The sequence below is a fragment of the Candidatus Eisenbacteria bacterium genome (assembly GCA_016235265.1).
GTDB lineage: Bacteria > Eisenbacteria > RBG-16-71-46 > RBG-16-71-46 > JACRLI01 > JACRLI01.
Window position 1 is genome coordinate 47,715 of sequence record JACRLI010000007.1, and the last position, 26,320, is coordinate 74,034.

Annotated in this window: 21 protein-coding genes; 1 reads left to right on the forward strand and 20 read right to left on the reverse strand. The window is 69.7% G+C overall.

Features of this window, described 5'->3' with window-relative positions:
• Positions 1-12: 12 nt before the first annotated feature.
• The 17 genes from HZB25_03785 to HZB25_03865 form a co-directional block, all read right to left on the reverse strand.
• Positions 13-822: a stage 0 sporulation protein gene (locus HZB25_03785; GenBank protein ID MBI5836345.1), complete on the reverse strand. Its 810-nt coding sequence runs from the start codon at positions 820-822 to the stop codon at positions 13-15.
• Between the two features lie 173 nt (positions 823-995).
• On the reverse strand, positions 996-2,231 hold the full coding sequence (locus HZB25_03790; protein ID MBI5836346.1) for a hypothetical protein: 1,236 nt from the start codon (positions 2,229-2,231) through the stop codon (positions 996-998).
• Positions 2,232-2,418: 187 nt separating this feature from the next.
• Entirely contained in the window at positions 2,419-3,342 is a 924-nt protein-coding gene (locus HZB25_03795; GenBank protein ID MBI5836347.1) for a PD40 domain-containing protein, read from the reverse strand.
• 212 nt (positions 3,343-3,554) lie between these two features.
• On the reverse strand, positions 3,555-4,691 hold the full coding sequence (locus tag HZB25_03800) for a glycosyltransferase (protein MBI5836348.1): 1,137 nt from the start codon (positions 4,689-4,691) through the stop codon (positions 3,555-3,557).
• 504 nt (positions 4,692-5,195) lie between these two features.
• Positions 5,196-5,366: a hypothetical protein gene (locus HZB25_03805; GenBank protein MBI5836349.1), complete on the reverse strand. Its 171-nt coding sequence runs from the start codon at positions 5,364-5,366 to the stop codon at positions 5,196-5,198.
• Positions 5,367-5,580: 214 nt separating this feature from the next.
• Positions 5,581-6,213, reverse strand: a complete 633-nt coding sequence (locus tag HZB25_03810) for a helix-turn-helix domain-containing protein (protein MBI5836350.1) — start codon at positions 6,211-6,213, stop codon at positions 5,581-5,583.
• Between the two features lie 101 nt (positions 6,214-6,314).
• On the reverse strand, positions 6,315-7,511 hold the full coding sequence (locus HZB25_03815; protein MBI5836351.1) for a peptidoglycan DD-metalloendopeptidase family protein: 1,197 nt from the start codon (positions 7,509-7,511) through the stop codon (positions 6,315-6,317).
• Complete coding sequence (locus HZB25_03820; GenBank protein MBI5836352.1) at positions 7,508-8,377, reverse strand: hypothetical protein; 870 nt, start codon at positions 8,375-8,377, stop codon at positions 7,508-7,510. Before HZB25_03820 ends, HZB25_03815 begins: the two co-directional genes overlap by 4 nt.
• The gene (locus tag HZB25_03825; protein ID MBI5836353.1) at positions 8,374-9,027 is read right to left on the reverse strand and encodes an ATP-binding cassette domain-containing protein; all 654 of its coding nucleotides are present in this window, start codon (positions 9,025-9,027) and stop codon (positions 8,374-8,376) included. The genes HZB25_03820 and HZB25_03825 overlap by 4 nt, the downstream gene beginning before the upstream one ends.
• Positions 9,024-9,989: a 4-hydroxythreonine-4-phosphate dehydrogenase PdxA gene (pdxA, locus tag HZB25_03830; protein MBI5836354.1), complete on the reverse strand. Its 966-nt coding sequence runs from the start codon at positions 9,987-9,989 to the stop codon at positions 9,024-9,026. The genes HZB25_03825 and pdxA overlap by 4 nt, the downstream gene beginning before the upstream one ends.
• 70 nt (positions 9,990-10,059) lie before the next feature.
• Positions 10,060-10,296 (reverse strand): hypothetical protein, encoded by a 237-nt coding sequence (locus HZB25_03835; GenBank protein ID MBI5836355.1) that lies wholly within the window; start codon positions 10,294-10,296, stop codon positions 10,060-10,062.
• A gap of 17 nt (positions 10,297-10,313) precedes the next feature.
• Entirely contained in the window at positions 10,314-11,636 is a 1,323-nt protein-coding gene (locus HZB25_03840) for a peptidylprolyl isomerase (protein MBI5836356.1), read from the reverse strand.
• Between the two features lie 18 nt (positions 11,637-11,654).
• Positions 11,655-13,355, reverse strand: a complete 1,701-nt coding sequence (locus HZB25_03845; protein ID MBI5836357.1) for a peptidyl-prolyl cis-trans isomerase — start codon at positions 13,353-13,355, stop codon at positions 11,655-11,657.
• Positions 13,356-13,389: 34 nt separating this feature from the next.
• Entirely contained in the window at positions 13,390-16,794 is a 3,405-nt protein-coding gene (mfd, locus tag HZB25_03850) for a transcription-repair coupling factor (protein MBI5836358.1), read from the reverse strand.
• Complete coding sequence (locus tag HZB25_03855; protein ID MBI5836359.1) at positions 16,791-18,797, reverse strand: BatA domain-containing protein; 2,007 nt, start codon at positions 18,795-18,797, stop codon at positions 16,791-16,793. Before HZB25_03855 ends, mfd begins: the two co-directional genes overlap by 4 nt.
• 1 nt (position 18,798) lies before the next feature.
• Positions 18,799-19,716 carry a DUF58 domain-containing protein gene (locus HZB25_03860; GenBank protein ID MBI5836360.1) on the reverse strand — a complete coding sequence of 306 codons (918 nt, stop codon included), beginning with the start codon at positions 19,714-19,716 and terminating at the stop codon, positions 18,799-18,801.
• Positions 19,717-19,780: 64 nt separating this feature from the next.
• Positions 19,781-20,791 (reverse strand): MoxR family ATPase, encoded by a 1,011-nt coding sequence (locus HZB25_03865; GenBank protein ID MBI5836361.1) that lies wholly within the window; start codon positions 20,789-20,791, stop codon positions 19,781-19,783.
• 517 nt (positions 20,792-21,308) lie between these two features.
• Between HZB25_03865 and rlmD the strand changes: the two genes are divergently transcribed.
• On the forward strand, positions 21,309-22,775 hold the full coding sequence (rlmD, locus tag HZB25_03870; protein MBI5836362.1) for a 23S rRNA (uracil(1939)-C(5))-methyltransferase RlmD: 1,467 nt from the start codon (positions 21,309-21,311) through the stop codon (positions 22,773-22,775).
• Positions 22,776-23,489: 714 nt separating this feature from the next.
• Here the strand turns inward: rlmD and HZB25_03875 are convergent.
• The 3 genes from HZB25_03875 to HZB25_03885 are packed head-to-tail and all read right to left on the reverse strand — an operon-like array spanning position 23,490 to position 26,021.
• The gene (locus tag HZB25_03875; GenBank protein ID MBI5836363.1) at positions 23,490-24,458 is read right to left on the reverse strand and encodes a DUF523 and DUF1722 domain-containing protein; all 969 of its coding nucleotides are present in this window, start codon (positions 24,456-24,458) and stop codon (positions 23,490-23,492) included.
• Positions 24,458-25,321: a ParB/RepB/Spo0J family partition protein gene (locus HZB25_03880; protein MBI5836364.1), complete on the reverse strand. Its 864-nt coding sequence runs from the start codon at positions 25,319-25,321 to the stop codon at positions 24,458-24,460. Before HZB25_03880 ends, HZB25_03875 begins: the two co-directional genes overlap by 1 nt.
• Positions 25,311-26,021: a ParA family protein gene (locus tag HZB25_03885; protein MBI5836365.1), complete on the reverse strand. Its 711-nt coding sequence runs from the start codon at positions 26,019-26,021 to the stop codon at positions 25,311-25,313. Before HZB25_03885 ends, HZB25_03880 begins: the two co-directional genes overlap by 11 nt.
• Positions 26,022-26,320 lie beyond the last annotated feature (299 nt).

The window sequence follows — 26,320 nt, forward strand, 5'->3', positions numbered from 1 at the left end:
GGAGAGGCCGCCCTAGCGGGCGCACCCCGAGCAGCCGCCGCCGTGGCCGTTGCCATCGCCGTCCCCGCCGCCGTTGGTGCGGACGCTACCGCCGCAGTTGCAGCCCTTGGCCTGGTCGCCGATCCCGCCGCCCGGCATCAGCTTCTCCACCAGCCCCGGCACCTCGTCGGGACGGAACGAGCGCTCCTGGCCCTCCGAGTCCACGCCGTGGATCACCAGGCGGAAGAAATCCGAGCGGCGCACTTCCACCTTGCCGAAGCTCTTCGTCTCCACCACCTGCCCGGGGCGCGGGTAGATCCGCGTGGACTCGCGGTAGAAATCCACCTCGTAGGCCAGGCAACACATCAGCCGCCCGCACACGCCCGAGATCTTGCTCGGCGAGAGGGCCAGGTCCTGGTCCTTGGCCATGCGCAGCGTCACCGGCGAGAAGCCCTTGAGCCACGAGGTGCAGCACAGGCGCCGGCCGCACACGCCGTAGCCGTCCATGCGCTTGGCTTCGTCGCGCACGCCGATCTGGCGCAGCTCGATCCGGGTGCGGAACTTCGCCGCCAGGTCCTTCACCAGCTCGCGGAAGTCCACGCGCTTCTCGGCGGTGAAGTAATAGGTCATGCGGTGGCCGTCGAACTGCAGCTCCACGTCGGAGAGCTCCATCTCCAGCTTGCGCGCGGCGATGCGCTCGCGGCAGAAGTGGAACGCCTCGTTCTCGCGGGTGCGGTTGTCCACGTGCTGCTGCGCGTCCTCCGGGGTGGACTTGCGGAGGATCTCGCGATAGGTGGTCATCTTCTGCCGGTCGGCCTTCAGGTTCACGATCTCGCCCAGCATGGATGCCTTGGCGATGTCCTCGCCGCGGTCCACCTCCACGATGATGCTGTCGAGCCGTGTCAGGTCGATCTCGCGCGTGTTGGCGTAGACCTCCCGGCGGAACCCCCGGAAGGTGACTTCCACCAGCGCGCAGGACGGCGCAGTGACCATTGGATTGCCTCGGAGGAGGGTTATCAGGAAGCCGGACGCGAGGCGGGCCGGAATCGGGCTTGCGCCTCGGCCAGGCGGGTCAGTGCGGAGTATAGCAGAACCTCCGGGGCCACGTTCAGGCCCTCGGCGGCGAGGCAGTCCGCGATCACGGCGTATCGCGAGGAGAGCGTCTCCCAGCCGACCTGCGCCGCGGCCTTGCGCAGGCCCTCCAGCTTGTCCTGGTTGGCGACGCCGGCTTCGGGGAGGCCGCCCTTCACCTGCAACAGGTCGCGCACCCACAGCAGCCAGAAGCGCAGGATGCGCCCCACGAGACCACGGTCGCGATAGCAGCGGAACCGCAGGCCGTCCACGGTGCGGTGCACGCGGTCCCACTGGCCGGTCTGCGCCAGCTTCCACAGCTCCAGGGCGGCGTCGCGGTCGGCCAGCAGGCCACCACCCATTGCCAGCAATCCCACCGCCGCCGCGGGACTGCCCTGCGAGAGCGCGGCCGCGGCGCGCGCCACCGCCGGCTCGCTGTCCAGGCGCTCGGCGAGCAGCTTCGCCATCGGTTCCAGCTCCACCGGCTCGAACTCGATCGCCGAGCAGCGCGAGCGCACCGTGGGCAGGATGCGGTGGGGACGCGACGTGGTGAGCACCCAGTGCGTGTTCGCGCCGGGCTCCTCGAGGATCTTGAGCGCCGCGTTGGCCGCCTCGGGCGTGAGCGTGTGCGCCTCGGCCAGCACCACCACGCGGGCGCGGCCTTCCGAGAGCGAGTAGCTCAGCTCGCGCTTGAGCATGCGGATGCGATCAATCTGAATGGAGACCTTCTTGCCCGGCCACAGGCGGTCGGGGTCGAAGGCGAAGAGCTTCGCGGCGCGGCGGGCGGTGAGCACCTCCGCGAGCGCTTCCTCGAGATCCTCGGCCTGGCGCTCGTCGGTGCGGCCGGCGGCGGGCGCGGGCACCGGGTAGATGAGCCTGAGGTTCGGGTGATTGCCTTCCAGCATGCGGCGGCAGGAGCGGCAGGTGTTGCAGGGGGTGGCGAATGACGCGCCCGAGGCGGACGCGCCGGGTTTCTGCGCGCCGGCGGCCTCGATGCTCTCGCAGTTCAGCAGACGCGCCATCGCCAGCGCGGCTTCCACCTTTCCGATGCCGGCCGGGCCCACGAACAGCGATGCAGGCGGCACGCTGCCGCTGGCGACGGCGCGGGCGAGCGCCTGCCACGCGAGGGGCTGGAGCGGGATGGGGCCGGCGGCGGGCCGCTCGGGCGCTCGAGGCGTCATGGCGCTGGAGTACTCCTGGAATCCGGTGCGCTGCGGGAAGACGGGCGTGGAATGGGACGGTCCGCCGGCTGATTCTCGCACAGGCGGAGGCCGTCTTCTACCCCGCCCGGTAGAACAGCAGGTCCACGTTTCCCGGCGCGTGGCCCGGGGCGCGCAACAACAGCGCCACCTGACTGTACTGCAACGGTCAGGGCAGATAGAGATCGGCGTCCCGCACCGATCGCGCCAGCAGCAGGCGCTCTTGGCCCGCGACCGTGACATTGCCAAAGTAGACATGATACACCGTGTCGTGGCTCGCCCCTTGCGCCTTCAGGAAGATGAAGGTGCGGGAGTCGTTGGCCCAATGCGGATTCCCGTCCCCAGGCCCGCTCGTGAGCGGCACCAGGGACGTGTCCTGCATGCCGAGGAGGAAGAGGCTGCCCTGGAAAGGTGCGGTTCCTCGTCTCCAAATCATCAGGGCCCCATCGGGTGAGACCAGTCCTCCCAGGCCCCTGTTCCCCGTCGTTACCTGGGCCACAGGGCTTCCATCCGCCAACGAGACCTTGAAGATCTCTTGTTGGAGCCTGGTTTCTGGGCCAGCCGGAGGGTGCCAGCGGGTCCCGGGCACCAGCAGATGCTCGTCATCCTCGGCCCACTGTGCTGAATTGTACCCGAGGGCCACGCTGTCGCCCTGGAACAGGAAGCTGCGCCAGCCCCGAATCTGGGGAAGTGGAGTCTTCACGCCTGCGGTGTCGGTAAGCCACAGAGCCGCGAGGCTGCGAAGGTAGAGGACATACCGGCCGCTGGGACTCCACTGTGGGTCGAGGTCATACGCGAAAGGGCCGGTCAGGGTCTTCTTCCGGCCTGTCTCCGTGTCCATGAACGCAACGAATGAGTTGTCCCGACCGAGGCTCTCCAGATAGATGACGTACCGGCCCTTGGGGCTCCATCGCGGGCCGCTGGGCGTTCCCCTCGTGAGTGCGAGTCCGGGTGGCACGACGACATCGAGTGACTCGCCAGGAAAGGTGAGCCGGGTCAGGCCACTGCCGTCCAGTCGGAACTTGTACAGGCCCGGCTGGCGCAGGGTATCCCCGGGAAACCAGGCTGCCGTGTCCCACTTGGTGACGATCACCCAGCCATCCGCGGGGAATCCGGAGTTGGGGCGTGTGGGAGGCTCGTGCAGGCACGAGCTTGCGGCGAGACCGAGGATGGCGAGCAGGAGGGGGAAGGTGGCTTGAGACATCCGGCTCATCGATCACCTCAGTGGTTCTGGCCTGTTCGAGATACTGGCATGTTCACAATCCACCATGTCGAACTGATTTGGAAGCTTGAGTGTCGAGCCCTCTAAGACCCCCTCGTACTTCCCGAGGGATTGCGCCTTCCCATCGTCTCGTACATCCGCACGGTCTCCTCCACCATTCGATCCAACGAGAACCCCGCCGCATGCCCTCGCGCCGCCTCTCCCATGCGGCGCGCTTCTTCGGGATCCTCGAGCAATTTCCGCATGGCCTCCGCCAGTGCCCCGGCGTCCCCGGCTTCCACTTCCAGCCCGGTGACCCCGTCCTGGTTCACGAACGAGGTGCCGGTGCCGAGCCGCGTGGAGACCGCCGGCAGCCCGCAGGCCATGGCCTCGGCCATCGCCAGCCCGAAGGACTCCGCGCGGCTGGTGGAGGGCAGCACGAAGAGGTCCGCGGCGCGGTAGTAGCCGCCAAGGTCCTCGTCGGGGACTTCCTCTGCGAAACGGACCCGCGCGCTGAGCCCACCTTCCCGCACGCGACTGCGCACCGCGGCGTACTCCTCTCCGCGCCCCACCAGCACCAGCGTGCCGGGCACGTTTGGAAGCGCCTCCAGCAGCACGTCCAGCCCCTTGTAGTGATGGAACCGCCCCACGAACAGCGTGATGGGCCCGGCGCAACTCTCCCGCAGCGCGCGGGTAACCTCGCGGGTGCGATCGGTTTCCCGCAGGCGTTCGAGGTCGAGCCCGTATGGCAGCACCTCGCAGCGGTCCCGGTGCGGGCGAAGGGCATGGCTCGCGTCGAGTGTCTGCGGGGTGCTCACCAGGATGCGGTCGGCGCGGCGCAGGAACGCCTGCACCGGAGCGTCGAAGACGCGGTGCCAGCCGCGGCGTTGGACGTCGCAGTGGTACGACACGACGACCGGGCGGGCGGGCCGGGTTATCAGGCAGGAGGCGACGCCCGAGAGGCTCGGGTAGTGGAAGTGCAGCACGTCCGGACGCAACTTCCGGATCCAGAACGGCAGCGAGGGGCTGAGCCGGTGCCGGAGCACCTTGCCGAAGGAGGCGGCGTGCACGACGGTTCCGCGCGGGCCGTGGTCCACCCGGGTGACGCGGTCGTGTGATGCGCACAGAGTGACCAGCTCGTGCCCGAAGCGCGGCACGCCGTCCCGGAGGATATTCAGGATGCGCTGAATGCCCCCGTACACGGGCGGATCGTAGGGACCGTAGACCTGGAGGATTCGCATGGGGTGTCCGGGGGGTGTAGGAAATACAGGGCCGGCAACCCGCAGTCTTCTCTATTGGATGGATGTTGCCGTACCCGAAACGGGATAGCGCCCCAGGATCCGCTCCACAATCATCCTGCCTTCGGCCTCGTCGACAGCAGAAGCGAAGCGGATCGTCCTCGCGCCGTAGTCAAACGCCACAACTCCTCCCGCAAGTCCCCATAACCGGAGCCCCGCCCCTGGCTTCCAGGGGTTGAACGGGATTGGGGACACCCTCAAGTTGCTCACGGCCGAGAGGTCGTAGTCACGGCCTCGCGAAAGGCCAAACAGCTCAAACCGATGCTCGAGAACGCCTGGCCTGACAACCTACAAGCCAAATTGGAAGGACCATCAGCGGAGGCCACTCCCGCTTTGCGGGCACAACGAACGTAAGCCCTTCCGGGCCATCGCTCACCGTCGTCTTCTTGGACGGTACCGACACTACGGCCATCGGCACTCCATTCCTTCCCTGGGAACCAAGCTCCCCTACTCGCAGAGCTCCGCGTGGTTCTGGCGGAGCCAGCCGTCCACGGCGGTCCGGAACTCGGGCACCAGCGTCAGAATTTCATCCAGTTCCGCAGTCGTGATTACGGTCGCGTGGACGTAGCTCATTTCGTTGCGCTTTGCACGGCAGGTGTCGAGGTAGGCGGAGTACATTCGGAACTTCTCGGGAGCTGCTGCTTCGAGCGCGACGAACGTGTTGTGGTGGTTTCCGCCCGTGAAAGTCGGCCGGAATCCGGCAGCACGGACCACCGCGGTAGCCAGCGCCCTGGCGGCAGCATAGGCGTGCTCGAATCGGCCCTCCGCAGATATTGCATCGACCCCTGCGTCCGACAATTCGCGCGCGGCAAGGGAGAGAAGTTCCGCGATCTCAGTCCGCTGAGTGGGTCTGCTCTCCACCCGCCTTTGCTTGAGCAAGTCTTGCCAGGGCATCCTCTGTTCCTAGCACGAAGAGCTTCGGGCTGTCCAATACCGATGTGATGAATTGGTGCCGGCCGCCGGCTCGCTGCACCATCTCCTCGGGCGTGCACACCGTGGGATTCACCTCTCTCCCAAGTTGCGCGGCGGCCTCGCGGAGCGGAAGCGAAAGGTCTGCCAATCCCACGCTGCCGACTACCATCAGGTCGATGTCGCTGGTACTGGCTTCCTCGGTCCTGGCGACGGAGCCGAAGACGAACGCGACCCGGATTCTGGTTCCAAGAGGGGAAAGCGCGCCCCGGAGGACATCCACGAGTCCCGCCGTCTTCGCGACCAGACCCCGGAGTTCCGGATAGAGCGGGCTGTCGGCGTCGGCCTGGAAGTAGAGTCGATTCCCGTCCCGCCGAGTCTTGAGGATCCCGGCTTCCACGAGGGCGCCAAGAGGCCTCTGCAATGTCGACGGTCGCACCCCAAACCGGGCGGCAAGCTCACTCCGATACCACCACCGGTCCGGGTGCATCAGGATCGCGGAGAGGAGTTGCTGGCGCGTGCGCGCCATGAGCAAGTCAAGGGGCGTCTGACGCATGTAGCGTCAATATCGACGTAATTTGCGTCAATTTCAAGGAAAATCGTCTAACCTGCTACATGACATCAGGTTGGAAATCAAGCTCAAGATCCAGAAGGCTCTCACCGCAGCCAATCCAGCGGATCCACCGCCGCCCGCCCCTTGCGCACCTCGAAGTGCAGCTCCGCCCCCCGCAGCGACCCGGTATCCCCCACCTTCGCGATCACCGAACCCGCGGCCACCTGCTGGCCCTGCGCCACGCTCACCGAGCCGCAGTGGGCGTAGAGCGTGTAGAACCCGCCGCCGTGGTTCAGGATGATGGTCTGCCCGTAGCCCTCGTACCAGTCCACGAACTCCACCACCCCCTTCTCCACCGCGCGGATGTCGGCGCCCTCGGGGGCCTGGATATCAATGCCGTTGTTGCGGGTCACGGTACCGAACTTGGGGTGGCGGTTCTCGCCGAAGTTCTCGATCACCGTGCCGCGCACCGGCCACGGCAGCGAGCCGCGCCCGTGGCCGAACTGGCCCTCGGGGATCTTCTCGCCGCGCTGCGCGCGCAGCCGCTCGTCCTCCAGCCGGCGCCGCTCCAGCTCGTCCAGCAGCTTCTTGATCTTCTGCGCGGAGCGTTCCAGCTCGGCCGCGGCGGCCTCGTAGCTCATGCGGGTGGTCTGGATGTCGCGCACGGTGCGCTCGCGCTGGCTCTTGAGTCCCTCCATCTTGCGCTGCTCCACCTGCTTCTGGGAGCGCACCTGGCTCACCTCGGTCTTCTTGCGCTCCAGCACCACGCGCGCCACGTCAATGCTCTCGGCCTGCACGCCCAGGCGCAGCACCAGGTGCTCCTCCCCGCGCGCGATGAGGCCCACCCAGCGCAGGCGGGTGTCCAGGTCGGCGAAGGAGCGCGACGAGAGGAGGAACTCCAGCTCGCTGTCGCGGCGGAATCGGTAGGCGGCGCGCAGCCGGCGGGCCAGCTGCTGCTGCGTCATGGAGCGGGCGGATCGGGTGTGCGTGAGGTCGCGCTGCACCACGTCGATCTCGCGGCCCAGCTTCGTCTCGCGCTGGGTGTAGAGTTGCACCGCCGCGCGCGACTTGGAGAGGTTCACTTCCACCTGGTGCAGCTGGCGCAGGACGTTCTTCTCCTGCTTGCGCAGCTTCTGGGCGGCCTGGCGCTTGGCGCGGGCCTCGCTCTGGAGCTTCTCGTAGGTGCTGCGCTGTCTCGCCTCGTCCGGCGGCGGCGCGGCGGCGCGCGATGAATACGAAAGCAGCAGCGTGGCGGCCAGGACGGGCGCCCACGCCAGGCGGAGCGCGACGCGGCGCATCACGGGCTCTCGGCCCGTCCCGCGCCGAGCGAGCCGACCAGGCTCCCGGCGAGGCCGAGCAGCAGGGCCAGGCCCACGAAGGCGGCGTCGAGCGAGAGCGGCATGCGCTCCCAGCCGCTCCAGCGCGTGGCCAGCAGCACCGAGGCGCCCTCCACCGCGGCCAGCGCCACCACCGAGGTGACCGCGGTGATGATCAGTCCCTCGGCCAGGAACGGCAGGCGGATGAACGCCGGGCTGGCTCCCAGCAGCCCCAGCACCCGGAGCACGTCGCGCCGCGCCAGGATGGCCAGCCGGATCACCAGCATCACCAGCACCACCACCCCGAGTGCCATGGCCGTGCCAAAGCCCAGGCCCACCAGCGTGGCGCGGCGCAGCCACACTTCGAGGCGCGTCAGCCACTCGCCCCCGAACACCGCGTCGCCCACCTCCGGATACTGGCGGATGGTCTGCGCCAGCCGCTCGATCTGCGCCGCATCCCGGAAGCCCTCGCGCAGCGACAGCCGGAAGGAAGGCGGCAGCGGGTTGGCGCCCACCGACTGCAGCAGGTCGGGGTCGGCGTTGAGGTCGCGCGAGAGCTGCGCCCACGCGGAGTCGCGCGACACGTAGGTGGCCGCGCTCACCTCCTGCAGCGCGCGCAGCCGGTCGCCCAGCACCGAGTCGGCCTCCGCGCCCTGGTGCTCCTTCATCAGCACCACCACTTCCTTGCGCGCCTCGGCGTAGCGCACGAAGCGCCATCCGTTCCACAGCGCGTCGGCCGTGCCGGCCAGCACCACCCACGCGGCGAACAGCGCCACCGCGGAGGCGGCCGCCACGCCGGGGTTGCGTCGCAGGCCGCGCCAGGCCTCGGCCACGAAGTAGGCGGCGTTCACGCGCCCTCCTTCAGCCGGCCGCGCTCCAGCCGGAACACGCGGTCGCCGGGCTGGATCAGCGTCAGGTCGTAGGTGGCCAGCACCACCGCGCGGCCCCGGGCCTTGAGGTCGCGGAACAGCGTCATCATGACCTGCGAGGTCTCGGGGTCGAGGTTGCCGGTGGGCTCGTCGGCCAGCACCACCTCGGGGTCGTGCACCAGGGCGCGCGCCACGGCCACGCGCTGCTGCTGCCCGCCGGAGATCTGGTGCAGGTGCTTGTTGCCGTGGCGCGCCAGGCCCACGCGCTCCAGGGCGGCCTCCACCTTCTTGTGCATGGCGCCGCCCGGCTCGCCCGCCACTCGCAACGCCAGGGCCACGTTCTCGAACACGGTGCGGTCGGGGAGCAGCTTGAAGTCCTGGTAGATGATGCCCAGCTTGCGGCGCAGCTGCTGCACCTGCGCGGGCTTGACCCCGCCGCTGCGAAACGCGCCCACCACCACTTCGCCGGAGGTGGGGCTGTCCTCGAAGGAGATCAGCTTGAGGAAGGTGCTCTTGCCGGTGCCACTGGCGCCCAGCAGCACCACCAGCTCGCCCTGGGCCACGGAGAGTGTGACGTCGTCCAGCGCCACTTCGTCCCCGAAGCGCTTGGTGACGTGATGGAATTCGATCATCGGCGTCCTGCCATCATGGCGGCCAGCCTCACCGCCGCCCGCAATCCCTCGCTGGAGGCCACGCCCCTGCCGGCGATGTCCTCCGCGGTCCCGTGGTCCACGGAGGTGCGGACCCACGGCAGGCCCAGGGTGACGTTCACCGCCCGGAAGCCTTCCAGCGTCTTGATGGGGCCCAGCCCCTGGTCGTGGTACAGGCCCACCACCAGGTGGAACTCCCCCTCGAGCGCGCGGCGGAACACCGTGTCGCCCGGGTAGGGGCCCGAGACTTCCATGCCTGCCGAGCGCGCGCGGCGCACCGCGGGGGCCACCACGCGGGCGTCCTCGCGGCCCAGCAGGCCGTGCTCGCCGGCGTGCGGGTTGAGCCCGGCCACCGCGATGCGCGGCCGCCGGATCCCGAAGTCGTGCACCAGCGCCGCGTGCGCCAGCGCGGTCACCTCCACGATGCGCGCGGCAGTGAGCCGCTTCGGCACCTCCGCCAGCGGGAGATGGATGGTGGCCAGCACCACCTTCAGCCGCTCGCCCGCGAAGAGCATCGCGCAGCTGCGCGAGCCCGACAGTTGCGCCAGCCACTCGGTGTGCCCGGGAAACGGCACGCCGGCGCGCCGCAGCGCCTCCTTGTTCACGGGTGCGGTGACCATGCCCGCCACCAGCCCGCCGTTGCACAGGGCCGCGGCGGTCAGGATGGCGTCGGCGGCAAGCCGGCCGCTGGCCGCGCCGCACTTTCCGGGCGCGGGCACCGGCCGGCGCGACGGCTTCGTCGCCTGGCAGAACACCGCGCCCCGCGCCGGGAGCGCGTGCATGGGGTTCCATTCGGGCAGGGTGAAGCGGCCGCCCATCCGCGTCGCGGCGGCCTCCATGCAGGGCCGGTCGCCGACCACCACCAGCGGGCGGTCGGGCATTCCCGCGGGACGCCGCAGCAGCTTGAGAATGATCTCCGGGCCGATGCCGGCCGGATCGCCCATGGTGATGGCCAGCGCGCGGCGGCGCTTCACGCGGGCTCCCGGGGGCGCTCGCGGGTTGCGGCGCGGCGTGTCACGCGGGCTCCAGGAAGCGCTCGCGCGTGGCGCGGCTGCACTGCGACCGGGGCAGCTCGCGCACCACGTACGTGTGCGCGCGCTCCCCCACCGCCAGCTCCAGCCGCTGCCCCACGCGCACGGCGTGGCTGGCCTTCACCGGCGAGCCGTCCAGCCGCACCCGGCCCTCCTGGCACCAGTGCGCGGCCTCGGAGCGGGACTTCGCCGCGCAGGCCCGGTGCAGGAACACGTCCACGCGGAGCTCCCCGGGGCCTATCGGACCCCGTGCACCGTGACCCGGTGCTTCTTCTTCAGCTCGCCGACCCATGTGTCCAGCGCCGCGTTGAACTTCTCGTCCCGCGCCGCCTGCAGCAGTTGCTCGGTGACCTCCGCGTACTCGTACGGCCGCGACGGCTGCTTCTCGTCGAGCCGGAAGATCACCCAGCCGCTGGGCGAGCGCACCACGTCGGAGACCTGCATCGGGAGCAGCTTCGAGACCACCCCGCCGATATCGGGGCTGAACGCGCTCAACTCGCGCGGCTCCAGGCTGCCGCCGCGGGAGCGGCTGTCGGGATCGTCCGAGAACTGCTGCGCCAGCTTGCCGAAGTCCTCGCGCGCGAACGCGCGGGCGCGCACCGCGCGCGCCTTCTCGAGCGCCCGGACGGAGTCGGCGGTGTCGGGCTGCACCAGCACCAGGATGTGGCGCGCCAGCGTCTTCTCACCCTGCACCGAGTCCACGCGGATCACGTGGAAGCCAAAGCGAGTCTCCACCACCTCGCTCACCTGGCCGGGTTTCAGCGCCCGGGCGGCCTTCTCGAAGGTGGTGTCGAAGGTGCCGGGAGTGAACCACGGCAGCTTGCCCTCCTCGCGCGCGCTGGGGTCGTCGGAGAACAGCGTGGCCAGCTTGCCGAAGTCCTCGCCGGCCCGGAGGCGGGTGAGCACGGTGGTCGCCTTCTCGCGGGCGCGGGCCTTCACCGAGTCGCCGGCGTGGACCTCCACCAGGATCACGGAGAGCCGGTACATGTCCGGGCGCGGCGGCAGCTCGGTCTTGTGCTTGAGGAAGAACGCGCGCGCGTCGTTGGTGTCCGCGCTCACCTTGCCCTGCACCTCGCGCTGCACCAGCCGGCGCACGGCGAGGTCCTCGCGGACGTCGTCGGAGTACTTCCGGCGCAGGCCCTCCTCGGTGAGGTTCTCCTTGCGGAGCTGCTCCAGGAAGGCGGCGTCCGAGCCCAGCGTGCGCTTCGCCGAGGTCAGCATCTGGTCCACCTGCGCGTCCACCTCGGCGGGCGTGGCGGTGATGCCCTGGCGGTGCGCCTCAGACGCGATCAGCTTCTTGCGCACCATGGAGTCCAGCACCCGCTTCTTGAACTCGCGGGCCGCGGCGGTGTCGCGCAGGTCCACGTTGTTCTGCTGGGCCATGATCAGGGCCTGGTCGGTCACCTCCGACTGGAGGATGACCGCCGAGTCGATCACGGCCGCGGTGCCGTCCACGGTGGCCCGCTTGCCGGTGCGCTTCTTGGGCGCGGCGGCCGCGTGCGCGGCCACCGAGCCCAGGAACGCCGCCGCGCACACGAGCAGGAGGATTCTTCGGAACATCGGTCTTCCTTTCACGGGCTACTGCCCGGCGGCCGCCTTCGCGGCGGGCTTCGCGGGCTTGGCGCCCAGCATGGTCTTGACGTTGACGGTGGGCACCCACTTCTTCTTGAGCTGGTCCACGTGCTCACGCAGCAGCCGGGTCTGCCACTCGCGGCTGACGATCTGCATGAGCGACATGCGCGCGTCCTCGAAGCCCTGGCTCATGGGCGGGAAGGTATTGCGCACCTCGTAGACGAAGTAGCGCCCCTCGAACGCCACCGGCCCCACGACCGAGCCGGGCTGGCGGCCGCGCAGGGAGTCCTCGAGCGCGGGGCGCCTGCCGTCGAACACCAGGCGGCCGGCCCCGTTCAGCCGGGCCTCCTCCGCCGTGGGCTTCGCGTACCGCTTCTGCAGGGTGGCGAACGGTATGCCGGCACGGGCCTCGCGCGAAGCCTCCTGCGCGTCGCGCTCCACGGTGGTGGAGATCACGAAGAACTCGGCCGAGCCGTTGTTCACGAAGTCGCCCTTGCGCTTCTCGTACTCCGCGCGCAACTCCTCCTCGCCCGGGTGAGGGCGGGAGCCGAGCACCTTGGCCACCACCGCCCGGGTGAGGGCCTGCTCGCGGGCCTGCTCGAGCTGCGTGAGCACCCGGGGCTCACGGTCCAGCTTGCGCGAGCGCGCCTCGGCGATGAGCAGCGCGTAGGTGGCGCCGTTGTCCACGAAGCGGGTGACGGTGACGTCCTCGGAAAGATTGGGCCGGCTCATCATGCTGCTGCGGCTGATGTCGCGGAGGAAGTCGCCGGTGGTGTACGGCCCGCCCTCGAACCGCGCCAGCGGCTCGTTGAGCACGTCCTGGGAGAACGCCGGGATGGTGTCGCCGGGGGCGCCGCGCATCCGCTCCACGAAGCGCTTCACGTCGGAGGGCTGGATCACGAACTTGTGCTTGGTCTTCATGGCCTTGACCAGCGCCTGGGTGAGCGTGGTGTTCCGGCGCTGCATGAGCATCTTCTCCAGCTCCGGCTTCAGCTGCGCGTAGGGGGCGACCTCGGCGGGCTTGATCTCCAGGAGTTTCAGGATTTCGAAGCCGCCCTGGTACTCCACAGGACCGCCCACTTCGCCGGCCTTGAGCTTGGCCAGCACGTCCTCGAGCTCGGGGGGCAGCTCGCCGTAGGAGAACGCGTGCGGCACCACGCCGCCCATCATGCCTGTCTGCGGGTCCTGGGAGAACTTGGCGGCGGCCTCCTCGAAGCTCATGCCCTTGGCCACGGCCGCGCGCGCCTCGTCGGCCTTCGCCCGGTCGGCGCACACGATGTGCGCGATCTGCCACGAGCTCTTGCGCTTCTCGTAGATGGCCTTGATGTCCGCCTCGGTGACCTTGGCCTTCTCCACGACTTCGCGCCGGTACAGCTCCTCGGCCACCACCTGGTCGGCCTGGACCCTGAGCTGGTTGTTGACCTGGGCCAGGGTGTCCAGCTTCATGGTCTCGGCTTCCTGGACCAGCAGGGTGCGGTCGATCCAGTCGTCCACCATCATGCGGCGGTACACCGAGTCGGGCGGGGTGGGCCCCCCGGCGGACTGACCCAGCAGGGTCTCGAACTGCTTCAGCGTCAGGGTGTGCTTCTCGACCTTCGCCACCACCTGCTGGCGGAGGATGTCGCAGCCGCCGGCAGCCACGGCCAGCAGGACCAGCGGGGCCAGGACCAGCAGCGAAATTCGGGTACGGCCAAGGGTGTTTCTCAAGCGAATCTCCTTTCGCGGTAAGCAGTTCACGCTATCACCCGGCCAAAAGCAGGGGCAACAGTTTTCTGGCCGCGGCCAGCCCCGGCTTGCGGCGCACCCGCAGCGTCATGCGGGTCGGGTCGGAAGCGCTGAATTCCAAAGGGTATTCCCGGTCCTCGAACAGCCGGCGCAGCTCCTTCACCGGCCGGGGACGGGTCAGCTCCACCTCGAACCGGTCGCTCTCGACCACCAGCTGCGAGATGTCCCCGCCGGAGGCCTCCAGGCGCAGGCGCCGGAGCTCCAGCAGCGTGGCCGCGGGCGGGGGCGGCGGGCCGAAGCGGTCCTTCCACTCCTCCAGCAGCCGGTCCACTTCCTCCACCGAGCGGGCGTCGGCCAGCCGCTTGTACTGCGAGATCTTCTCGCTGGGTGGCACGTAGTCCTCGGGCAGGTAGGCCGGCAGGTCGGTGACCATGCGCGGCTCCACGCGCGACTCCAGCGGCTCGCCCTTGGCCTCGGCCATGGCCTCCTCGAGCATGCGGTTGTACATCTCGAAGCCCACGCCGGTGATAAAGCCGGTCTGGTCGGGGCCCAGCAGGTCGCCGGCACCGCGGATTTCCAGGTCCTTCATGGCGATCTTGAGCCCCGCGCCCAGCTCGTCGTAGTCCTCGATCACCTTCAGCCGCTTCTCGGCGGTCTCGGTGAGCACCCGCCGCTGCGGCACGGTGAGGTAGCAGTAGGCGCGGTGGTGCGAGCGCCCCACCCGTCCGCGCAGCTGGTAGAGCTGCGCCAGCCCCAGGTTCTCGGCGTGGTGCACCAGCAGCGTGTTCACGCTGGGGATGTCCAGGCCCGACTCCACGATCATGGTGCACACCAGGCAGTCGTAGCGCCGGTCCAGGAAGTCGAACATCACCTTCTCCAGCTGGTGCTCGTGCATCTGCCCGTGGGCCACCGCGAAACGGAGGTGCGGGACCAGCTTGCGCAGGAAGGTGGCGGTGGCGTCGATGGTCTCCACGCGGTTGTGCACGAAGAAGCTCTGCCCGCCGCGGTCGGCCTCGCGCAGCAGCGCGTCGGCCAGCAGCTCCGGGTTGAACTCCACCACCTCGGTGTGCACCGGCAGGCGGTCGCGCGGCGGGGTCTCGATGCGGCTCATGTCGCGCGCGCCCGAGAGCGCCAGGTTCAGCGTGCGCGGGATGGGCGTGGCAGTCAGGGTGAGCACGTCCACCAGCGTGCGCATGGTGCGCAGCTTCTCCTTGTGCGCCACCCCGAAGCGGTGCTCCTCGTCGATCACCACCAGGCCCAGGTCGCGGAACGCGACGTCCTTGCTCAGCAGCCGGTGCGTGCCGATGACGATGTCCACGTCGCCTTCCGAGAGCCGCCTCACCACCGTCTTTTGTTCGGCCGGGGTGCGGAAGCGCGACATCATCTCCACGCGCACCGGGAAGCCTGCCAGCCGCTCGGTGAAGGTGTTGAAGTGCTGCTGCGCGAGGATGGTGGTGGGCACCAGCACCGCCACCTGCTTGCCCCCCACCACCGCCTTGAGCGCCGCGCGCACCGCCACCTCGGTCTTGCCGTAGCCCACGTCGCCGCACACCAGCCGGTCCATGGCGCGGGCCGACTCCATGTCCGCCTTCACCTCTTCCACCGCGCGCAGCTGATCGGGGGTCTCGTCGTAGATGAACGAAGCCTCGAGCTGGCGCTGCAGGTCCTCGTCCGGGCCGAACGCATGGCCGGGCAGCGCACGGCGGGCGGCGTAGGTGCGGATCAGCTGCGCGGCCATCTCCTGGACCGCCTTCTGGATCTTCGCCTTGGTGCGCTGCCAGTGCGCGGCGCCCAGCTTGTGCAGCGTGGGGATGGCCGCTTCCTGGGCCTGGTACTTCTGCACCATGGACAGCTGCTCCACGGGCACGAACAGCTTGTCGCCACCGGAGTACTCCAGGCGCAGGCAGTCGGTCTCGTGGCCGTCGATCTCCAGGCGCTGCAGGCCGCGGTACACGCCGATGCCGTGATCCACGTGCACGATGTAGTCGCCCTCGGCCAGCGCCAGCAGGTCGCTGTAGGTGAGCCCGCCGCGGAACTTGCCGCGGCGCTGCCGCCGGCGATAGCGCGCGAAGATCTCGTGGTCGGTGAGCACCACCACGCCGGCCTCGTGCAGCGTGAACCCCGCGCTCCACACCGCGATGTCCAGGCGCACCGGGATGTTCTCCAGCAGCTCCTCCAGGCGCTCGCGCTGGCCGACGTTGTCGCAGAACACGCTCACGTCCCAGCCCTCGGCCAGGTAGGCGCGCAGCCGCTGCTTGAGCAGCTCGAGGTTGCGGCCGAACGACTCGGCGGCCTCGGTGCGGAAGGCCACCTCGGGCATGGAGCGGTGGCCGGCGGCGAGGCTGTCGTCGAAGAGCGCGCTCCGCTCCAGCAGCTGCCGCTCCAGCTCGGAGCCAGGCACGAACAGCGTGGCCGGGGGCGTGACCGGCGGCCACTCGCGCTGCGCCTCGCGATACATGAGGTCCACCTCGTCGGCGAACGCCTCGGCGCGGGCCCGCTGGCGCGACCAGTCCGTCACCAGCACGGTGGTCCCGGGCGGCAGGTAATCCAGGAACGGCACCATCGCCGGCTCGTACAGGCCCAGCAGGCGCTCCATGCCCTCGAACACGCGCTCCTCGCCCACCAGGTGGGCCAGCTCGTCGGAATGCTCACCCGGGTGCTTCGCCAGCTGCCCGAGCACGCGCGCCACGCGGTCGGGGTCGGGCACCAGCTCGCGTCGCGGCAGCAGCCGCGCGGTCTTGAGCTTCGAGGTGGAGCGCTGGGTCTGCGGATCGAAGTTGCGCAGCGAGACGATCTCGTCACCGTCCCACTCGATGCGCAACGGATCGGTGTGGCCGCTGGCGAACACGTCCAGGATGCCGCCGCGGGCGCTCATCTCGCCGTGGCCGGACACCACCGGCTCGGCGCGGTAGCCCAGGCCCGCGAGCCGGCCGCGCAGCGCGCCAGGGGGCAGGGTCTGGCCCACCGCCAGTTCCACCGTGCCCGCGGCCAGCCGGTCCGGCGGCAGCACCCTGCCGGCGATGGCGCGGAAGCTGGTGACCACCACGCCGCGCCGGCCGGAGCGCAGCGCGTCCAGCGCCCCCAGGCGGGTGCTCACGCCCTCGGGCGCGGGCGAGCGGCGGTCGTAGGGCAGTGTCTCGGGCTCGGGGAAGTGCAGCACGTGCGCCTCCCCCACCAGGAACTCGAGATCGTCGCGCGCGGCCTCGGCGGCCTCGGCGTCGGGCAGGATCCACAGCAGCGTACCGCGCTGGCGCACCACCGTCTCGTAGAGATGGCCGACCAGCAGCTGCGCCGCGCCACCCGAAAGTCCGCGCAGGCGCACCGGGCCCTCCAGGCCCTCCTGGAGCATCGTGGCCAGCCGGATGAAGCCGGGGCAGCGGGCGGCGCCGGCCAGCAGGTGGTCGCGGGCGTCCTGGGTCATTCGCGCGGCGCCACGGTCATGCGCGCGACCGCGGTCTCCAGCAGGAAGAGCACCAGCGCGGCGAGCAGGAACTCGCGCCACAACTCTCGGCCGAACCGGCGGCGCAGCACCGCCTCGCGCAGCGACCCCTCCACCACCACCGACTGCGGGGCGATGTTGCGGAGCGCCGCGGGCGGGAGAGAGCGCAGATCGATCTCGCCGTCCGGCAGCGTGCCGGCCACCGCCTCCACCGCGCTGCCCGCAGCCTGGAGCGTGTACAGCCCGGGGCGCTCCAGCGGAACGCTGCGCAACTCGGTGCCACCCTGCGTCAGCTCGCCGGGAACCTCGCGGGCGTCGGGATCGGTCAGCTTGAGCGGCAGGCCCTTCCATTCGGCGGGCACCGGGCGCACCCAGCGCCGGCCCACTTCCACCGAGAGCGGGCGCGTGCGCGATGCCAGCGCCTCCAGCGCCTGGTACAGCCAGGGCACGAACGTGGGACTCAGCGGAAAGTCGTTCCAGGTCGCGTCCAGCGGGCCGGCGAACAGGAGCACGTGGCCGCGCTCGACCATCGCGGGAAGATCGGGGCCGAACTCGGCCGGCGCGGTGGCGCCCGCGGCGGGGCGGATGCGCGCCACGCACAGGAACTTCGCCGACGAAAGCTCGCTGCCGCGCCGGACGGCCAGCCCGCGGAAGCCCGCGTGTCCCGGGTCCAGCACGCGCAGGCGCGCGAAGCTGCGCCCGGTGGAATCGCCCTCCATGCCCTGCACGCTGCCCGGCGAGAGATCGCCCAGTGCCAGTTCCACCGCGTGCGTGGCGACCGAGGCCGGGCCGAGGGCGGCCAGCACGCCGCCGCCGCGCGCCAGGTGCGCGCGCAGCGAGGCCGCGTTCACCCGCTCGGGGTCCAGCAGCGCCCACACGTCCGCGGTGACCGTACCCGAGCCGTCGGGGCTGTCCTGGATTTCGAATGCGCCGGGTGCCGCCTGCAGCGCCGCCTGCACGTAGATGCGCTGCGCGTCGGGGCCCACCAGCGCCACGCGCAGCGCCCGGGTGGACGGGAACGCCACCGCCACGTGGTCGTCGTCTTCGAGTGCGTCGTGCGGAAAGCGCAGCGTCACGCCCAGGTCTCCCGCGTTGAGCCCGTGCACCGGCACCTGCACGCGGGTGTCGGCGCGGGCCGCCAGGTCCACGCGCGCCGCGCCCACCATCCGGCCGCCGGCCACCGCCTCCACCAGCGCGCCGCGGCGCGGCTCGTCGGAGGCGTTGCGCACCTCGCCGGTGACCTCTCCCGCCTCGCCCAGGCGCGTGGCCTCGGCCCACGTCCACGCCGCGTTGGCGGCATCCCGCGAACCCACCGGCACCCAGTACACGTCGAACCCGCGGAGTGCGGCCGCCAGCGAGCCGGCGCGGGAGCTGTCCAGGCCCGCGGCCTGCATGTCGGAGAACACGTAGAACTCGCGATGCAGGCCACGACGACCGGAAAGCCAGCGCGCGCCCTCGCGCAGCGCCCCGCCCAGGTCGGTGCCGCCGTAACCGGGACGCAGCGACTGCACCGCGGAGCGGAAGCGGGCGGGGTCGTGGGTGAAGTCCTCGAAGACGCCGCTGGCGTGGGAATCGAAGGCCACGATCTGGGACTCGCTGCCCGGCTCCAGCAACCCCGCCAGCTCGCGCAGCCGCCCGCGCGACTCCTCGAAGCGCGCGCCCTTCGGCCCCGTGGCGCGCATGCTGAGGCTGCGATCCACCAGGGCCACCACGGTGGCCGGGGCGCGCGAGGCCGCGCCGCGCGTGCCCTGCAGCGCCGGGCGGGCGAACGCCAGCGCCAGGCTCAGCACCGCCAGCGTGCGCAGGAGCAGCAGCAGCCACTCTCGCAGGCGGAGCCGGCGCACTTCCTGCCGGTGCACCTGGCGCAGGAAACGAACCGTGGGGAACGCCTCGCGGCGCGCCTTGCGGCGGCTGAACAGGTGCACCAGCAGCGGCACCGCCGCCGCCAGCGCGGCCAGCCACGCGAACGGGCTCAGGAAGGTCATGTCAGTGCAGCCGCGCGCGCTTCTCGAGGTAGCGGACCAGCGCCACGTCGAAGGGGGTGGAAGTGTCCAGCGGCACGTAGTCGATGAGCCGCTCGCGACACTCGCGCTGCAGCCGACCGGTCCATTCCTCGATGCGCCGGCGGTACTCGCGCGAAACCTCCCAGCCGTGCGTCACCAGCTTCTCCGAGGATTCCATGTCCTCGATCTCCACCGGCTCGTGGAACGGGAACCGCCGCTCGTCCGGGTCGAGCACGTGGAACACCACCACCTCGTGGGCGCGGTGGCGGAAGGACTTCAGCCCGGCGAGCACCTCGTCGGGCTCGTCCAGCAGGTCGGAGAACACCATCACCAGGCCGCGGCGCTTGATGCGCTCGGCCAGCGAGGTCAGGCACGAGGCCACCTTGGTGCCGCTCTGCGCGCGCGCGCGGCCCAGCTCCATCAGCAGTTGGTGCAGGTGACTCTTCACGGAGCGCGGCGGCACGAACTTCTCCATCTTCTCGGCGAACAGCAGCAGCCCCACGGCGTCCTGCTGACCCAGCATCAGGTAGGCCAGCGCTGCGGCCAGCGAGGAGGCGTACTCCAGCTTGGTGGGTCGTCCCCCTCGCGAGAAGCCCATGGATGCGCTCTGGTCCACCAGCAGGTAGGAGCGCAGGTTGGTCTCTTCGTGGTAGCGCCGGATGTAGTAGCGGTCCTGCTTGGCGTACACCTTCCAGTCCACGTGGCGGATGGGATCGCCGGGCGCGTACGGGCGGTGCTCGGCGAACTCCACCGAGAATCCGTGGAAGGGGCTGCGGTGCAGGCCCGCGAGAAAGCCTTCGACCACCAGGCGCGCGCGCAGGTCAATGGCCTCGATCTGCGAGGCGACGCGCGGGTCCAGGAAGCGCCGGACGTCGGCGCCGGTCGGGCCGGGGCGGTTCATCGGGAAGCTGCTCCGGGCGTCACGAGCTTGCGGCCGCCGGCCGTCGCGCGCGGGTGGGCTCCGCTCACGCGCCCTTCCCGTCCGCGGACACCTTCTCCAGCAGCTGCCGGATGATCTCCGGTGAGCGCACCCCGTCGGCTTCGGCGTTGAAGTTGGGGATCACGCGGTGACGCAGCACCGAGGGGGCCACGGCGCGGATGTCCTCGATCGAGGGCGCGAACCGGCCATCTAGGGCCGCGCGGGTCTTCGCACCCAGGACCAGGTACTGCGACGCGCGCGGGCCGGCGCCCCAGCTCACCCACTGCTTCACGAAGTCCGGCGACCCCTCCTCGGTGGGGCGGGTGGCCCGCGCCAGCCTCACCGCGTAGCGCACCACGAACTCCGAAGCCGGCACGCGGCGCACCAGCGCCTGGAAGTCGGTCAACTCCTTCGACGCGAATACCGGCTGAAGATCCGGCACCGACGCGCCGGTGGTCTCGGTGACGATCCGCTCCTCCTCCGCCTGCGAGGGATAGTCCACCTGCACCTGGAACATGAACCGGTCCAGTTGCGCTTCGGGCAACGGGTAGGTGCCTTCCAGCTCGATGGGGTTCTGGGTGGCCAGCACGAAGAAGGGCGGCTCCAGGCGCATCGTCTGGCCGCCGGCGGACACCTCGCGCTCCTGCATCGCCTGCAGCAGGGCGGCCTGGGTCTTGGGCGGCGTGCGGTTGATCTCGTCGGCCAGCACCAGGTTGGCGAACAGCGGCCCGCGCAGGAAGCGGAACTCGCGCTGCCCGGTGGAGCGGTTCTCCTCCAGCACCTCCGTGCCTGTGATGTCCGAGGGCATGAGGTCCGGGGTGAACTGGATGCGGCTGAACTTGAGGTCCAGGACCCGCGCGAGGCTGCTCACCAGCAGCGTCTTGGCCAGCCCGGGCACCCCCACCAGGAGGCAGTGGCCGTTGGCGAAGAGCGCGGTAAGCAACTCCTCGACCACGCGGTCCTGGCCCACGATCACCTTGCGCACCTCGCGGACGATGCGGTCGTGGCCGGACTTGAGGCGCTCGAGCGCCTCCAACGGGGCGTTGGCGGATGTCACGCGGGTCTCCTTCGGAGCTGGATGGTGGTCACGGGGCAACGCAAAAGCGGCGCGCGGCCGATTGCCGGCGCCGGCGGTTCGGGCATCTGCTTCTGCCGACGCAGTATAACACAAGGCCCCCGGCCCCCGGAGGGTCGCCCCGGGCGGTGGGAGCTGCCTATATGGATGATGTGGGCCACCGCTGGGTCCGGGAGCTGGTGTATTCTCCTAAAATGTGTTGTCGCAGTGTTTTATGTCCTAAGCACGGCGGTGGCTGCCGGACGCGCCTCGGGCTCGTCCGGCCCGCCCTCAAGATTTTGCGTTCGCACCACTTGACACCCTCCGCCGGGCCGCTGTATTTTGGGCTTCCTGCGCGCCTCAGGATCTCAACCTTGAGGTACACGAGGGCCGAGAGGCTGAACCGCTCGGCCCTTTTTCATTGGGCATTCCCGGGGGGGCTCGACGGGCGCCAACGCGCCACCCTGCGGGATCCCCGCGGCGGGCTCCCTCCCGCCCCCACCAGTGAGACTGCCCGGCCATGCCTCCCGTTGCACGCGGCGAAGTTCTGGAACTGGAAGTCACGGGCCTCGCCACCGGCGGGCGCGGACTGGCCAAGCTCGACCGCTACGTGGTCTTCGTGGAGGGCGCCCTGCCCGGCGACCGGGTGCGGGCCCGGATCACCCGCAGCAAGGGCCGTTACGCCGAGTCCGTGGCCGTGGAACGGCTTTCAGCCGGACCCGACCGGGTGGAGGCGCGCTGCGCGCACGTGTCGGTGTGCGGCGGATGCCGGTTCCAGGACTACGATTACGCGGCGCAACTCCTCCACAAGCAGCAGGCCATCCGAGATTCCATGACCCACCTGGCGGCACTGGACATCCCCGTGCGGGAAGTGCGGCCGTCTTCTGATATCTTCCATTACCGCAACAAGATGGAGTTCTCGTTCGGCGCGGCTGAGGACGGCCGGGTGAGCCTGGGGCTCCACCACCGGGGCCGCTTCGACACCATCTTCAACCTCTCCGAATGCCACATCTGCCCCCCGGCCATGAACAGGACCGTGGAGGTGCTGCGCGCCCTGGCCCGTCGGGACGGGCTGCCGGCCTACGACCTGCGGAGTCACGAGGGTGAGCTTCGGTTCGTGGCCCTGCGCGAGAGCCGCGCCACCGGCGAGTTGTTGGTGAACCTGGTCTCCGCCGAGCCGCGGGTGGACGTGTTCGGGAGTTGGGCCCTGGAACTCGCCCGGGAGGTGCCGTCGCTCCGGGGCTTCGTGTTCAGCCTGCACCGCGGCCAGGCGCAGGCGGTGCAAGCCGAGAGCTGGCAGCTGCTGTGGGGCGAGGACCGCATCGTGGAACGGCTCAACGGGCTGGAGTTCGAGATCTCCCCGTGGTCGTTCTTCCAGACCAACTCGGCCCAGGCGGAGGTGCTGTACCGCGAGGCGCTGGCTGCGGCGGAGCTCGTTCCCGAGGATCGGGTATTGGACCTCTACTGCGGCACCGGCACGCTCACGCTCACCTTCGCGCGCGAGTGCGCCGCCGCGTGGGGCGTGGAGACGGTGGAGGAGGCGGTGCGGGACGCGGTGCGGAATGCGGAGAGGAACTTCGGGCGCGGGATGCGGACCACCGCGGCCCGGGCGCCCGGGGCGGTGGCGCCGGCGGTTTCGGCCTCGAGCGAGCCCGGCCAGCTCGGCGCGCCCGACGTGCGCTTCTTCGCCGCCGACGCGCGGCCGTGGCTGCGGCTGGGCGGCGCAAAGGAACTGGAGCCCACCGTGGTGGTGGTGGATCCCCCGCGCGCGGGGCTGCACCCGCGGGTCATTGACCGGGTGTGCGAGTTGAGGCCGCGGCGAGTGGTCTATGTTTCCTGCAATCCCACCACGTTGGCGAGGGACCTGGCGCACTTTGCGCGGCTGGGGTACCGGGCGCCGTGGATTCAACCGGTGGACATGTTTCCGCACACGGATCACGTGGAGTGCGTGGCGGCGCTGGAGCCCGGAGAGCCGCCGCCGGCCTGAATCGCCCGCCCCCCTGCCCGCACGTTCAGGCGATTCCACCCTCAATAACCAACCCGCTCACCACCCCCGGACTCACCGACAACCCGCGTAATCCCCTGTCACGCAAAGGAGGTGCATAAGCCACCCCCGCGCGGCTTGTTCTCTTATCGCAAACGATTCGGGAATTGTCATTTAACAGGTTTTCCACAGGGGAGCCGAGTTATCCACACGGCAGGGGAATTGCGCGGCTGCAGCTCGAGCCCGGGACTGAGGGGTTGGTATTGGAGACGGAGCGTGTGATATCGTCCGGCATCCGGTTGCGCGAGCGCCACGCGGGCCTCGCTGGATCCATCGACTTGCATGGGGAACGCGGGATGGCTGGGCAGAACTGCTGGGAGTACAAGTGCTGCGGCCGTCAGCCTGGCGGGGAGCGCGTGGGCGAGTTGGGAGTGTGCCCCGCGGCGGTGAGCCTTCGGAACGCGGGCAAGAATGGCGGGCAGGCAGCGGGCCGCATTTGCTGGAGCGTCGCGGGAACGCTGTGCGGCGGAGTGGTCCAGGGGACCACGGCTCAGAAAGTCGGTAGCTGCACCCGCTGCGAGTTCTTCGCAATGGTGATGTCGGAGGAGGGTGCGGGTTTCACGCGGGGCTGATGCGGCGGCGCCTCCGCGGCACGAGGGTGGCGCGACAGCGGGCCCGCCCGGCGACTCCCCTGGTAGATTCCGCGCCAGCCCCCCGCTACACGTGGTTCCTCAACATCAACTCCCGCGGATGTGGCTGCAGATACGTCTGCCCCTCGAGATACTCCACCTGGTGCCGCCGCACGTGGTGGCGAATCAACGTCAGCGGCACCACCAGCGGCACCAGGCCCCGGCGGTAGTCCTCGATGATCGCGCCGAGTTCGCGCTTCTCCGCCTCGCCCAGGTCCTTCTTGAAGTAGCCCGCCATGTGCTGCAGCACGTTGGTGTGCTGGCGCGGCGTGGCGATCTTCTTCATGGCCTGCATGAAGCCGGCTTCGTAGCGATCCCGCAGCCCGGCGGGCGGGACCTCGCGGGCGCGCGCCACCAGGCGTCCCAGCTCGGTGTATGCAGCGGTGGAGTGCGCGAGCAGCGCCAGCTTGTGCGCGGTGTGAAACTTCACCAGTGCGCCGGGCCTGAAGCGGCCCTCGAAAAGGGTGCGCAGGCGCCGGTAGGCGAACACGCGCTCCACGAAGTTCTCGCGCAGGCGCGGATCCGAGAGCCGGCCCTCCTCTTCGACGGGCAGGTTCGGAAAGCGCTCCATCACTGCGGCGGCGAACAAGCCCACGCCCTCCGGCGAGGGCGCGCCGTTGTGGTCGTAGACCTTCACGCGCGCCATGCCGCACGAGGGCGAGTTCTTCTTCAGCACGAAGCCGCACAGGTCGTCGGCGCGCAGCTTCGCAACCCGGCGCTTCGCGAACGCGCGCATGTTGTCGGTGAGGTCGCGGCCGGTCTTCGGCACCACCAGGCGCACGTCGGCGCCGCGCTTCTCGCGCACCAGGCGGATGGGATCGCGCGGCGTGCCCAGGCCCAGCTCCACCTCGGGGCAGAACGTGACCCACTCCACGTAGGCGCCGAAGGTGTCCACCAGGAAGCCGTCCCGCTTGTGGCCGCCGTCGTAGCGCACCTCGCGCCCCAGCAGGCACGCGGAGATGCCGATGCGGATGGGTGGATCCTTCTCGGCGGCCACTAGCTCACCGTGATCTTCAGCTCGTCCAGGATCCGCTCCAGCTCTTCCATCGAGTAGTACTCGATCGCGATGGAGCCCTTGTGCTGCGTGCCGGTCACGCGCACCCGCGTGCCCATGCGCCGCTGCAGCTGCTCCTCGATCTGCACCAACTCGGGAATCACGCGCCGCTTGATGCGCCGTCCCTTGTGGCGCGCCTTGCGCGCGGTGCGTCCCAGCTCCTCGATGGTGCGAACGGTGAGCCCCTCGGCCACGATCTGCTCCGCGACGCGCAGCATGTCCGCCTCGGAGCCCAGGGCGAGCAGGGCCCGGGCGTGGCCGGCGGTGAGCTTGCCGGAGGCCACCAGCTTTCGGATCTGTTCCGGCAACGTCAGCAACCGCAATGAATTAGAGACTGTGGCCCGGTCCTTTCCCACCCGCTTGGCGACCGCCTCCTGAGTCACTCCAAGGGTCTCGATCAACTTCTGGTAGGCGTGCGCCTCGTCGATCGGGTTCAGGTCCTCGCGCTGAATGTTCTCGACCAGCGCCAGCTCCAGGAGCTGATCATCGGGCACGTCCTTGATGATCGCGGGGATCTCCGACAGCCCCAGCCTGCGCGAGGCCTGGAAGCGCCGCTCGCCGGCGATCAACTCGAAGTGGTAGCCCGCGCGGCGCACCACGATTGGCTGCACCAGGCCGCGTTCGCGGATGGAGTTGGCGAGATCCGCCAGACGGGCTTCGTCCATTTCGGTGCGCGGCTGCATGGGGTTGGTCTTCACGCGGTCCAGCGGGATGCGCTCCACCGACTCCTGCGCCGATGTCGCCGAGGGCGCGTCCCCGGGGATCAGGGCGCTCAGCCCCCGGCCGAGGGCTTTCCTAGTTTGCACTTTCAATCACCTCCCGGGCCAAGTTGCGGTAGCTGGTGGATCCGGTGCAGCCGGGGTCGTAAACCACGGCGGGCTTGCCGAAGCTCGGCGCCTCGCTCAGCCGGACGTTGCGCGGGATGACCGTCTTGTAGACGCGATCGGCGAAGTACTTGCGGGCCTCGTCCTCGACCTGCTGACACAGGTTCAGGCGATGGTCGTACATGGTCAGCAGCACACCCTCCATATGTAAGGCGGGGTTCAGCTTAGCCTGTACCAACCGGATCGCCTGCAGCAGATGGCTCAAGCCCTCCAGCGCGTAGTATTCGCACTGCAGCGGCACCAGGACCGAATCCGAGGCGGTGAGCGTGTTGAGCGTCAGCAGGCCGAGCGAGGGCGGGCAGTCGATGATGATGTAGTCGTACTCCTGCCGCACCGGCTGCACGGCGTCGCGTAGCCGGTTCTCCCGCGCGATCAGCCCAACCAGCTCCACCTCCGCGCCACTCAGACGCTGACCCGATGGCACCAGGTCCAGGTTCTCGACCCCGGAAGGCACGATCGCCTCCTGGATCGGCAGATCATTGATGAGCACCTCGTAGATACTCTTCTCGGTGGTGTCGCCCGAGATGCCCACCCCGCGCGCCAGCGAAGCTGCCAAGTTGATGGCCGTCGTTGTCTTGCCGACGCCACCCTTCTGGTTTGTGATCGCGACGACTTTGCCCATACGTTCCATTTCAGGGTGCCCATGTGGGGAGTGTTTCACGTGAAACATTGCCGCGGGGAGCCTGGATCCTGCAAGGCCGGGCGCGGGTCAACCGACCGTCGGGAAGTGCGCACAGGGATGCTGGGCGCCGGTTGCACGCTGGGATTTATCCCATGCGCACGCGGCGTCCGTCCACATGATTCTTCAGCACTACAGTGTAATTAGCTGGCTGTAAATGAATTGTGGTGTGTGATCCGAAATGTGTTTCACGTGGAACATTTGCCAGGGGGGTTATGGAGGGAGCGAACAAGATCGGGGGG

Coding starts and splice junctions, on each gene's coding strand:
- HZB25_03785 (MBI5836345.1), bottom strand. CDS start 822: ATGCTGGGCGAGATCGTGAACCTGAAGGCCGACCGGCAGAAGATGACC.
- HZB25_03790 (MBI5836346.1), bottom strand. CDS start 2,231: ATGACGCCTCGAGCGCCCGAGCGGCCCGCCGCCGGCCCCATCCCGCTC.
- HZB25_03800 (MBI5836348.1), bottom strand. CDS start 4,691: ATGCGAATCCTCCAGGTCTACGGTCCCTACGATCCGCCCGTGTACGGG.
- HZB25_03805 (MBI5836349.1), bottom strand. CDS start 5,366: ATGTACTCCGCCTACCTCGACACCTGCCGTGCAAAGCGCAACGAAATG.
- HZB25_03810 (MBI5836350.1), bottom strand. CDS start 6,213: ATGCGTCAGACGCCCCTTGACTTGCTCATGGCGCGCACGCGCCAGCAA.
- HZB25_03825 (MBI5836353.1), bottom strand. CDS start 9,027: ATGATCGAATTCCATCACGTCACCAAGCGCTTCGGGGACGAAGTGGCG.
- pdxA (MBI5836354.1), bottom strand. CDS start 9,989: ATGGGCGATCCGGCCGGCATCGGCCCGGAGATCATTCTCAAGCTGCTG.
- HZB25_03840 (MBI5836356.1), bottom strand. CDS start 11,636: ATGTTCCGAAGAATCCTCCTGCTCGTGTGCGCGGCGGCGTTCCTGGGC.
- mfd (MBI5836358.1), bottom strand. CDS start 16,794: ATGACCCAGGACGCCCGCGACCACCTGCTGGCCGGCGCCGCCCGCTGC.
- HZB25_03855 (MBI5836359.1), bottom strand. CDS start 18,797: ATGACCTTCCTGAGCCCGTTCGCGTGGCTGGCCGCGCTGGCGGCGGCG.
- HZB25_03860 (MBI5836360.1), bottom strand. CDS start 19,716: ATGAACCGCCCCGGCCCGACCGGCGCCGACGTCCGGCGCTTCCTGGAC.
- rlmD (MBI5836362.1), top strand. CDS start 21,309: ATGCCTCCCGTTGCACGCGGCGAAGTTCTGGAACTGGAAGTCACGGGC.
- HZB25_03885 (MBI5836365.1), bottom strand. CDS start 26,021: ATGGGCAAAGTCGTCGCGATCACAAACCAGAAGGGTGGCGTCGGCAAG.